The organism is Metapseudomonas boanensis (assembly GCF_042232855.1).
Classification (GTDB): Bacteria; Pseudomonadota; Gammaproteobacteria; order Pseudomonadales; family Pseudomonadaceae; genus Metapseudomonas; species Metapseudomonas boanensis.
This window is the reverse complement of the sequence record NZ_CP113889.1, coordinates 2727630-2737500: the sequence shown is the minus strand read 5'-3', so window position 1 is coordinate 2737500 and position 9871 is coordinate 2727630. Positions and strand designations below refer to the sequence as shown.

10 protein-coding genes (1 of these 10 running past the window's edge) are annotated in these 9871 nt (G+C 59.7%); 1 reads left to right on the top strand and 9 read right to left on the bottom strand.

Translation table 11 applies throughout. From position 1 onward, the window contains the following. From msrQ to OXH74_RS12585, 6 genes are all read right to left on the bottom strand, one after another. On the bottom strand, window positions 1–167 hold the 5' portion of the coding sequence (gene msrQ / locus OXH74_RS12610; protein ID WP_375741465.1) for a protein-methionine-sulfoxide reductase heme-binding subunit MsrQ. The gene continues 460 nt to the left of window position 1, outside the view; the window shows 167 of its 627 coding nt (coding positions 1–167); its start codon is at window positions 165–167; the stop codon falls past the left edge of the window. After that, a complete protein-coding gene (gene msrP / locus OXH74_RS12605) occupies window positions 167–1171 on the bottom strand; it encodes a protein-methionine-sulfoxide reductase catalytic subunit MsrP (protein ID WP_375741464.1) in 1005 nt (334 codons plus the stop codon). The genes msrQ and msrP overlap by 1 nt, the downstream gene beginning before the upstream one ends. A gap of 61 nt (window positions 1172–1232) precedes the next feature. Continuing rightward, the gene (pssA, locus tag OXH74_RS12600) at window positions 1233–2048 is read right to left on the bottom strand and encodes a CDP-diacylglycerol--serine O-phosphatidyltransferase (protein WP_215381477.1); all 816 of its coding nucleotides are present in this window, start codon (window positions 2046–2048) and stop codon (window positions 1233–1235) included. Window positions 2049–2201: 153 nt separating this feature from the next. Then, window positions 2202–3218: a ketol-acid reductoisomerase gene (ilvC, locus tag OXH74_RS12595; protein ID WP_044874116.1), complete on the bottom strand. Its 1017-nt coding sequence runs from the start codon at window positions 3216–3218 to the stop codon at window positions 2202–2204. A gap of 44 nt (window positions 3219–3262) precedes the next feature. Then, window positions 3263–3754: an acetolactate synthase small subunit gene (gene ilvN, locus OXH74_RS12590; RefSeq protein WP_215381473.1), complete on the bottom strand. Its 492-nt coding sequence runs from the start codon at window positions 3752–3754 to the stop codon at window positions 3263–3265. Between the two features lie 2 nt (window positions 3755–3756). Then, window positions 3757–5481 (bottom strand): acetolactate synthase 3 large subunit, encoded by a 1725-nt coding sequence (locus OXH74_RS12585; RefSeq protein ID WP_375741463.1) that lies wholly within the window; start codon window positions 5479–5481, stop codon window positions 3757–3759. Window positions 5482–5891: 410 nt separating this feature from the next. On the opposite strand from OXH74_RS12585, the gene OXH74_RS12580 reads away from it, so the two are divergent. Beyond that, window positions 5892–6362: a DUF4124 domain-containing protein gene (locus tag OXH74_RS12580; RefSeq protein WP_215381469.1), complete on the top strand. Its 471-nt coding sequence runs from the start codon at window positions 5892–5894 to the stop codon at window positions 6360–6362. An 18-nt stretch (window positions 6363–6380) separates the two neighbouring features. On the opposite strand, the gene OXH74_RS12575 is transcribed toward OXH74_RS12580, so the two are convergent. Genes OXH74_RS12575 through mrcB form a run of 3 tightly spaced genes read right to left on the bottom strand, consistent with a single transcriptional unit; the run spans window position 6381 to window position 9793 of the window. Beyond that, the gene (locus OXH74_RS12575) at window positions 6381–6710 is read right to left on the bottom strand and encodes a YqcC family protein (RefSeq protein WP_375741462.1); all 330 of its coding nucleotides are present in this window, start codon (window positions 6708–6710) and stop codon (window positions 6381–6383) included. Further along, window positions 6710–7459: a tetratricopeptide repeat protein gene (locus OXH74_RS12570; RefSeq protein WP_375741461.1), complete on the bottom strand. Its 750-nt coding sequence runs from the start codon at window positions 7457–7459 to the stop codon at window positions 6710–6712. Before OXH74_RS12570 ends, OXH74_RS12575 begins: the two co-directional genes overlap by 1 nt. 15 nt (window positions 7460–7474) lie before the next feature. Beyond that, the gene (gene mrcB, locus OXH74_RS12565; RefSeq protein ID WP_375741460.1) at window positions 7475–9793 is read right to left on the bottom strand and encodes a penicillin-binding protein 1B; all 2319 of its coding nucleotides are present in this window, start codon (window positions 9791–9793) and stop codon (window positions 7475–7477) included. Window positions 9794–9871 lie beyond the last annotated feature (78 nt).

The window sequence follows — 9871 nt, the reverse complement described above, 5'->3', positions numbered from 1 at the left end:
ATAGCAAGGGTGATCAGCAGAAACCACAGTGCCGCCAGGCCCAACCTGTCGACTAGCACCTTTCCCGGGTCCGGCCCAAGCGCAAATATCCAGGCTTGGTACAACCACAGGCAGACAGGCACCAGCGCCAACAGGAAAACGAAAAGTCGCCAGGGTCTGAAACGCATCAGTAGTACTTCCTCAGATCCAGCCCCGTGTAGAGACTGGCCACTTCATCATAGCCATTGAACATGCGTGTCGGCACGATGTTCGGGCTGAATAGCCCGCTGGGAAGGCGCCGTTCGTGTGCCTGGCTCCAGCGAGGATGATCCACCTCGGGATTGACGTTTGAATAGAAGCCATACTCCTCTGGCGCTATGGATTCCCACGTAGTGCGCGGCTGCTCACTGACCAGACTGATTCGCACAATGGACTTTATGCTCTTGAAGCCATACTTCCAGGGCACCACCAAGCGCAGCGGAGCGCCATTCTGGTGCGGCAGGACGCGACCGTACATGCCCACAGCGAGGATGGTCAGTGGGTGCATGGCTTCATCCAGTCGCAAGCCTTCCACATAGGGCCAGTCGATCAAGGAAAAGCCCGAGCGCACGCCCGCCATTTCGTCCGGTGCGAGCCGAGTCTCGAAGCTGACGTATTTCGCCTTGCTGGTCGGCTCTACCCGCCTAAGCAGATCAGCCAGCGGAAAGCCCAGCCAGGGAATGACCATGGACCAGGCCTCGACGCAACGCAGGCGATAGATACGCTCCTCAAGGCCATGAGGTTTGGCCAGGTCTTCCACCGAGTAAATGCCCGGCCTGGCGACTTCCCCTTCGATACGCACGGCCCAGGGCTCGATGCGCATCTTCTCCGCGTAACGCGCCGGATCGCCTTTGTTGGTGCCGAACTCGTAGAAATTGTTGTAATGGGTCGCGTCCTTGAAAGGCGTGACCGACTCATTACCCGGCGTCACGGCCTGCCAGCGCGCTGCAGAGATCTTCTCGGAAAACCAGGCAGGCAGCTGAGCGGGTACGACATCAGAATAGGTCGAACCAGCCTGCGCATGCCCAGGCAAGGCTACCGTGGCCACGAGACCTCCCGCAGCGGCCAGCAACCGGCGACGGGAAAGGTAGACCGCTTCAGACGTGACTTCATGCTCACGGCAAGCAGAAGAAGGAGGGGTATGGATCAGCATGGTGGCTCCGCAACAGTGGGCAGACATGCCCAGTAGACTGCAGAGCCACTGGGAAATTACATCACTCGACCTGTTTGCGGCGGCGCAGCTGGAGCAAGTATTGCACTGGGCCGGATGCAGCGTAAGCCAGGAAGATCAGCAGGAGGATGCGCGGCGGGTCACTGAAGACGACGGCAAAGGCCAGCACCACAATGAGGATGGCCACGAAAGGCACGCGCCCCTTCAGGTCCAGGTCCTTGAAGCTGTAGAACTTGATATTGCTCACCATCAGCATGCCGGCCAGCGCCACCAACAGGGCGACGATGAACGACATGTTCGAGCCCTTGATACCGAAATCGCTGAAGGCCCAGACGGTACCCGCCACTACGCCCGCCGCTGCGGGGCTGGCAAGGCCAATGAAGTAACGCTTGTCTACCTTGCCGATCTGGGTATTGAAACGCGCCAGCCGCAGGGCCGCACCAGCAACGTAGATGAAGGCAACGGTCAGGCCGACGCTACCCAGGCCACTCAGCGCCCACTCGAAGGCCAGAAGCGCGGGTGCCACACCGAAGGCGACCATGTCCGAGAGCGAATCGTACTCGGCTCCGAAGGCACTCTGGGTGTTGGTGAGACGGGCTACACGGCCATCGAGGCTGTCCAGCACCATGGCGACGAAGATGGTGGCGGCCGCCACTGAGAAGTTGCCGCTCATGGCGTTGACGATGGCATAGAAACCAGCGAACAAGTTGGCGGTGGTGAACAGGTTGGGCAGCAGGTAGATACCACGATGCCGCACCTTGCGCCCTTCGGCGTCTTGCCCCTCTTCGACATGCTCGTCGATGGGAAGCAGGCTGTCGTTATCGGCAGGTTGATTCGGCTCTTCGGGACGTTCACTCATGAACAACATCCTTGCAACGCGTACGGAATGAGGTAGTCGAGAATGGCCACTTCGACGATGAAGCGCCACCCGGCGAAGTGGTTTTATACCAGAACACTGGTCCCATAACGAAAGAACGCGGCCTTGGCCGCGTTCTTTCCCGTCGCTCAGACCTTAGTTCTTGGTCTTGTCGACGATCTTGTTGGCCGAGATCCACGGCATCATTGCGCGCAGACGCTCACCAACCTGCTCGATCGGGTGAGCAGCGTTGTTGCGGCGGTAAGCAGTCATCGAAGCGTAGTTCGAAGCGCCTTCCTGGATGAACATCTTGGCGTATTCGCCGTCCTGGATGCGCTTAAGAGCATTGCGCATGGCCTGGCGCGATTCGGCGTTGATAACTTCCGGACCAGTGACGTACTCACCGTACTCGGCGTTATTCGAGATCGAGTAGTTCATGTTAGCGATGCCGCCTTCGTACATCAGGTCGACGATCAGCTTCAGCTCGTGCAGGCACTCGAAGTAGGCCATTTCCGGCGCGTAACCGGCTTCAACCAGAGTCTCGAAACCAGCCTTGACCAGCTCGACGCAACCACCGCACAGAACAGCCTGCTCGCCGAACAGGTCGGTCTCGGTCTCGTCCTTGAAGGTGGTTTCGATGATGCCGGTACGACCGCCACCCACGCCGCAGGCGTAGGACAGAGCGACGTTCTTGGCATTTCCGGAAGCGTCCTGGTAAACCGCAACCAGATCAGGAATGCCGCCGCCCTTGACGAACTCGGAGCGTACGGTGTGGCCCGGGGCTTTCGGCGCGATCATGATCACGTCGAGGTCAGCGCGCGGTACGACCTGATTATAGTGGATGGCAAAGCCGTGAGCGAAAGCCAGGGTCGCGCCCTTCTTCAGGTTCGGCTCGACTTCTTCCTTGTACAGCTTGGACTGGAACTCGTCCGGAGTCAGGATCATGACCAGATCAGCTGCGGCAACAGCTTCCGGAACGCTCTTGACGGTCAGGCCATGGGCCTGGGCCTTGGCAACAGTGGCGGAACCTGGGCGCAGGCCGACAGTGACGTCAACGCCGGAGTCTTTCAAGTTGCAGGCGTGGGCATGGCCCTGGGAGCCATAGCCGATGATGGCTACTTTCTTGCCTTGGATGATCGAGAGGTCGCAGTCTTTGTCGTAATACACTTTCATGGAAATTCCCCTATTTACCGGGCCTCTCGGCCTTATCTCAGTATTCAGATGGTCAGCACTTTGTCGCCACGGGCAATACCGGTGACGCCACTGCGTACGGTTTCCAGTATCGAGCTGGTGCCGATGGCCTGGATGAAGCTGTCCAGCTTGTCGCTGGTACCTGCCAGCTGGATCGTGTAGACGCTGCTGGTCACGTCGACGATCTGGCCACGGAAAATGTCGGTGGTGCGCTTGACCTCGGCGCGCTGGGCGCCGGTGGCCTTGACCTTGACCAGCATCAGCTCGCGCTCGATGTGGGCACTTTCCGACAGGTTCACCAATTTGACCACTTCGATCAGCTTGTTGAGGTTCTTGGTGATCTGCTCGATCACCTCATCGTGACCAACTGTGGTCAACGTCAGGCGCGACAGCGTCGGGTCTTCGGTTGGCGCCACGGTCAGGCTTTCGATGTTGTAGTTGCGCTGAGAGAAGAGACCTACGACGCGAGACAACGCACCAGGCTCGTTTTCCAGCAGCAGGGAGATGATGTGTCGCATGTTCAGGTCCGCTCCGTCTTGCTCAGCCACATGTCACGCATGGCACCATCTCTGATCTGCATCGGGTAGACGTGCTCACTGGAATCCACCTGGATATCAAGGAACACCAGGCGATTCTTGAGGGCGAACGCCTCCTCCATCTTCGACTTCAGATCTTTCGGATCAGTGACGCGGATGCCGACATGGCCATAGGCTTCGGCCAGCTTGACGAAGTCCGGCAGCGACTCCATGTAGGAATGCGAGTAGCGGCTGTTGTATTGCATGTCCTGCCATTGGCGAACCATGCCCAGAGCGCCGTTGTTCAGGTTGACAATCTTCACCGGCAGGTCGTACTGCAGGCAGGTCGACAGCTCCTGGATATTCATCTGGATGCTGCCCTCACCCGTGACACAGGCCACATCGGACTCGGGGAAGCTCAGCTTGATACCCATGGCAGCCGGGAAGCCAAAGCCCATCGTGCCGAGGCCACCGGAGTTGATCCAGCGATTCGGCTTATCAAAGCGGTAGTACTGCGCAGCGAACATCTGGTGTTGACCGACATCGGAGGTGATGTAGGCGTCGCCCTTGGTCACTTCCCAGAGAGTCTCTATCACCGTCTGTGGCTTGATAATTACACCGTCCCCCTTGTCATAGGGGAACAGGCCACGACCGCCGCGCCACTCTTCGATCTGCTTCCACCAACTGGCAACGTTTTCCTTGCTGGGCGCCTCACCGATTTCCTTGAGGATGGCGACCATCTCGGACAGCACGCTATCAACCGGACCGACGATCGGGATATCCGCCTTGATGGTCTTGGAGATCGAGGCCGGATCGATATCGATGTGGATGATCTTGGCGTTCGGGCAGAACTTGGCCGCGCCATTGATGACGCGGTCGTCGAAGCGCGCGCCAACGGCCAGAATCACGTCTGCATGGTGCATCGCGAGGTTGGCGGTGTAGCTGCCGTGCATACCGAGCATGCCGACGAACTGGCGGTCTGTTCCCGGATAGGCGCCAAGCCCCATCAGGGTATTGGTGACCGGCAGATTCAACATCTTGGCCAGTTCGGTCAGTTGCTCCGAAGCTCCGCCCATGATCACGCCACCACCGGCATAGAGGATAGGACGCTTGGCCGCGAGAAGCATCTCGGCAGCCTTGCGAATCTGGCCGGAGTGACCGCGTACAGCAGGACTGTAGGAGCGCAGCTTGACCTTCTTCGGATAGCTGTATTCGAACTTCTGGGTCGGATCGCCCATGTCCTTCGGAATGTCGACCACAACAGGGCCGGGACGACCGGACTGAGCCAGGTAGAAAGCCTTCTTGATCACCTCAGGGATTTCCGAGGGATGCTTGATGATGAAGCTGTGCTTCACGATCGGACGCGAGATACCGACCATGTCGGTCTCCTGGAAGGCGTCGGTACCGACCATGTTGCTCGGGACCTGGCCGGACAGGATCACCATCGGGATGGAGTCCATGTAGGCGGTGGCGATGCCGGTGATGGCATTGGTCGCACCGGGGCCAGACGTTACCAGCACCACCCCGGGTTTTCCGGTAGCACGGGCATAGCCGTCAGCCATGTGGGTAGCAGCCTGCTCATGACGGACCAGGATGTGCGTGACGTCGTTTTCCTTGAACAGGGCATCGTAGATATGCAGGAGGGCACCACCCGGGTACCCGTAAATGTACTTAACGCCTTCGTCACGCAACGAGCGGACGACCATTTCAGCGCCAGATAAAAGCTCCACGTTTTTCACCTCTAGAACGCCAGAAAACCGCCCGCGACCGGACGGCCTGAATAGGTTTGCTTGCAAGCAGAGCGTGAGCGACTGGTGGTCGCCGACTACGTCAGCTACTGACTGAGCAAGCATTGGGTCGGCCCCTGAGAGTTGTTGCGGGGCTTTCCCACCCAGCGCGAGGTAACGCGTTGCGGGGATAACAGGTCGGCGCGGGTGTGCACCTCATCGTCTGCTGCAGCTTCCGACTTGCGGCCGGCCCACTACAACAGCGAACCCTGGATTCTTCGGATTAGCACAGCACAAGTCAAGTAATCCGTTGCGGAATCTTGAATGGATTGCTGTGACGCGAAGCAGAATCACGGTCGCTGGCTTTTGGTTATAGTGTTTGACAGGTTTCGAAGCGCACAGAAGGACACTGCATGCATCGCATGATTATCGCCGGCAGCTTGCTGTTGGCTTTGAGCACCTCGGTCATCGCCGGCCAAGTCTACAAGTGGGTCGATGCACAAGGCATTACGCACTTCGGCTCGCAGCCACCGGAAGGCCAGGCTGCCGCAAGCGTAAGTACATCAGCACCCAAGCCTGACGCCAACCGGCCGACGTTCGAGAACCCCACGCCACGACCGACTCCTGCACCTCAAGCCCCAACTCCCGAAGCGAAGCCTCAAGGGGATCAGAAGGCCATCAACGAGAAAGTGAGGGCAGAAGTCGCGAGCCAGGAGGCTGAGCGCCGCAAATACTGCGAGACAGTGCGTACGAACCTGGCCCAACTGCAGAACAACCCTCGCCTGCGCACCGAGGTGGACGGTGAAGTCCGCCGCATCACCGAAGACGAGCGCCAAGCGCGGATCCGGGAAACCGAAAAAGCGATTGCCGAGAACTGCAATTGATTAAGCCGGCGCGCCAACTCAGGTTGCGCTGCCGATCAGGCGATCAAACTCTCCCAGCACATTGAGCAAGCCATGCACTTCGACCAGCCGCTCGCGGTAGGCAACTTCCGCCATTGGCCTGATTCCTGATGCCTGCGGCAGATCAAGGTCATTTTCGACGATGACCTTCATCCGCGGCAGGAAAATCCACTGCAACCACTGCTCGAAAGCCAAGGTGTCGACGCAGAACGGAGCCTGACTAGCCAATGCATCCGGGCTGGGCGGCAATTCGGACCAGTAGCCGAGCTTACGCAACTCGCACTCGACAAGCAGCAGTTGCTCTGCCAGATCGACGCAGCGCGGGTCCATCAGAGATTGACCTTTGCCTTGCTACGTGCAAGGGCAGCGCCTGCCGTATCACCTTGACTCTCCCGGGCGCGGGCGATGAGCTCCCACAGGCTGGCCTGCATGGCTGGACGGCCGTTGGCATAGGTCAAGGCGCGACGGGCGAACTGCTCTGCCTGCGGGGCATCCCCCTGGGCCAGACGAACCTGCGCCAAACGATACAGCACTTGCGGTTCACGCGGGGCAATTCGCTGGGCGCGCTCGAGACTTGCCGCGGCTCCGTTGAGGTCACCACCACCCTGCTGCTGCTGCGCCGTGGTCAGGAGCGCCAATACGGGGCCGTCGAGCTGCTCGTCAGCCGATAGGCCGCTGCTGCCAGGAATCCCGCTCGGCGAGATGGGTGTCGGCACACTGTAGCTTCCGGCAGGCACCGAGTTCGGGAACACAGTCCCGTTCGAGATGGGCCCATTCGTAATTGGCCCAGGGGTGATACCACCGCTGGTAATGCTGCCGCTAATAGGCGCACTGGGAGCTGGCACACCTTGAGCAACACCTCCGCTCGCGCCAGGAACCATGACCACGACGCCGGAGTCCTGAGGCACACTCTGCGAAGCAGCAGGTGCCGGGTTGTAACGGCCGCCCCCAGCCGCCCCGTGCTCCAGCTCAGAGAGCGGAGCCCCGGAGTCAACGACAGGGATAGCGCCACGCTGCGGGGTTGCGCAGCCAGCCAACAAGGCCATCGCCGCAAGGGCAGGTATCCAGGCTTTACTCACTTCGATTCCTCTCTGCTATTGCATCCAACCGCGGACCCAGTCCATCACTGAGTCCACGGGCGCGCCCAATCCACACGGAGCGCCTGCCACAGGCTCGCTGCCGCGAATGTAGGGTATCTGTACCGCCCCCGGACAACTGGGGTCGGACCCCTGGCCACTGTGCGGGTCAATCCAGGCCTGAACGACATTTTCCGGCATCGGCATATCCAGGGGCAGCGGATCGGCCTTGCGCATGAAACTGGTCCACACCTGCAATGCCCCAGTAGCGCCGGTCAGAGGCGTCTTGCCATTGTCATCACGCCCCAGCCATACAACAGCCAGCAAATCCTGACTGAAGCCCGCGAACCAACTGTCGCGGGAGTCGTTGGTGGTTCCGGTCTTGCCAGCCAGCGTCAACGAAGACGGTAACTGGCTGTAAACCGAGCGCGCAGTACCTTCGCGCATTACGCGTTGCATGGCGTTCTGCACCAGATAGATAGCGCCCGGATCGAAGCGCTGCTGAATCTGGAAGGGATAACGCTTGAGAGGCTCCCCTTCTGCAGTCAGCACACTGCGAATCGCCCGCAGTGGGGTATTGAAACCGCCATTTGCCAAGGTCTGGTACATGGTTGCGACCTCCATCGGACTTAGCGCGCCGGCCCCCAAGAGCATTGAGGGATAAGCTGGCCACTCCCGGGAAACACCCAACCTTTCAAGAGTTTTGAGCACATTCGGAACGCCCAGTTCCAGGCCGAGTTTGGCAGTCGACAAGTTGTAAGAGTTCGCCAGCCCCTGATAGAGGTAGATCGTGCCGTGGGCGCGTCGATCGTAGTTCTGCGGACGCCATACCTGGCCGTCCTGGCCTTTTACCGAGAATGGCTCGTCAGACACCCAACTGGTCAAGGTGTATTGGCTAGGCCGCTCCAGTGCCGTCAGATAAACAGCGGGTTTGATCAACGAGCCAATCGGGCGCACCGCATCCACGGCACGGTTGAAGCCAGCAAAACGGGGTTGCCGGCTGCCAATCAGCGCCTGGATTTCGCCGGTCTCCGGATTACTCACCACCATTGCCGACTCGACCTGATCGACACCTTTGCGGCCTTGCAGCCGTTTGAGGGTCTCGTTCAGCGCGGTTTCGGCCTTCGACTGCAGGATGGGGTCGAAGCTGGTGAAGATTCGCAAGCCTTCATCCGTCAGGTCTTCTTCCCGGTAGTCATTACGCAGCTGGCGCTTGACCAGGTCGAGGAACGCCGGATAGGAACTATCTGCAAGGCTGCCACGCTGAGTTACTCCCAGCGGCTTCTGCTTGGCCGCCGCAGCTTCGTCCATGGTTACGACGCCCTGCTCGGCCAGCATATCGATCACCAGGTTACGCCGCTCCAGTGCCCGTTCCGGGAAACGTCGCGGGTTGTAGTAAGACGGTCCCTTGACCATGCCGACCAGCATGGCGATCTGATGCAATTTCAGCTCCGAGATCGGCTGACTGAAAAAGTACTGGCTGGCCAGCCCGAAACCATGGATGGCGCGCTGGCCATCCTGGCCGAGGAACACCTCGTTGAGGTACGCCTCGAGAATCTCGCGTTTGTCGTAATGCAGCTCCAGCAACACCGCCATCATCGCCTCAGTGGCCTTGCGCGAGATGCTGCGTTCATTGGTCAGGTAGAAGTTCTTCACCAGCTGCTGGGTCAGCGTACTGCCACCCTGGCGCAGTTCGCCGGCGGTGGCATTGACCCAGAATGCGCGTGCAATCGACTTGGGCGATACCCCGAAGTGGTTGAAGTATTCACGATCTTCCACCGCCACCAGAGTTTCGATCAGGTAGGCCGGCACCTCGTCCAATTTGACCAGTACGCGATCTTCATGGTGTGCGGGATATAGGCCGCCAATCAGCAGAGGCTCCAACCGCGCAACAGCCAGATTGGCGCCGTTGGCCTGAGTGAGTCCGGCCACGTAATCGCCTGAAAACCGCACCCGGACCCTCTGGGCAGGCTCCGCACCTTCATAGAACTGGAAGCCTCGGGTATTCAGGTCCACGGTACTGCCGGCCACCGACGCGGCGCCCGGACCATTAGACAGGCTTTCGCGGCGATATCCGAGGGCGTCCAACTCCTTGAGGAAGTCATCCTTGGAAAGTTTGAGCCCTACGAACAACTCCAAGGGCCGCGCATACACCTTCGCCGGCACGGTCCAACGCTTGCCGGAGAATTTCTCCTGGACGACGGCATCAAGGTAGATGGCGAATCCGGCCAGGATGACAAGGCCAACGAGGCCAAGCTTCAAGGCCCAGCCTAACCATGGACGAAAACCGCCGGAGCGGCGTTTAGAGCGAGAGCGGGGGGATCTGGGACGTGTCATGGCGGCGCATTATACGCACTTTACCCACAGCCAACAGGCAGCTCTGACGGTTTGCAGCCAGGCGTACAACGGCCATAA

Excerpts from the sequence above, each read along its gene's own strand:
- msrP (WP_375741464.1), bottom strand. The coding sequence starts at position 1,171 with ATGCTGATCCATACCCCTCCTTCTTCTGCTTGCCGTGAGCATGAAGTC.
- pssA (WP_215381477.1), bottom strand. The coding sequence starts at position 2,048 with ATGAGTGAACGTCCCGAAGAGCCGAATCAACCTGCCGATAACGACAGC.
- ilvC (WP_044874116.1), bottom strand. The coding sequence starts at position 3,218 with ATGAAAGTGTATTACGACAAAGACTGCGACCTCTCGATCATCCAAGGC.
- ilvN (WP_215381473.1), bottom strand. The coding sequence starts at position 3,754 with ATGCGACACATCATCTCCCTGCTGCTGGAAAACGAGCCTGGTGCGTTG.
- OXH74_RS12580 (WP_215381469.1), top strand. The coding sequence starts at position 5,892 with ATGCATCGCATGATTATCGCCGGCAGCTTGCTGTTGGCTTTGAGCACC.
- OXH74_RS12575 (WP_375741462.1), bottom strand. The coding sequence starts at position 6,710 with ATGGACCCGCGCTGCGTCGATCTGGCAGAGCAACTGCTGCTTGTCGAG.
- mrcB (WP_375741460.1), bottom strand. The coding sequence starts at position 9,793 with ATGACACGTCCCAGATCCCCCCGCTCTCGCTCTAAACGCCGCTCCGGC.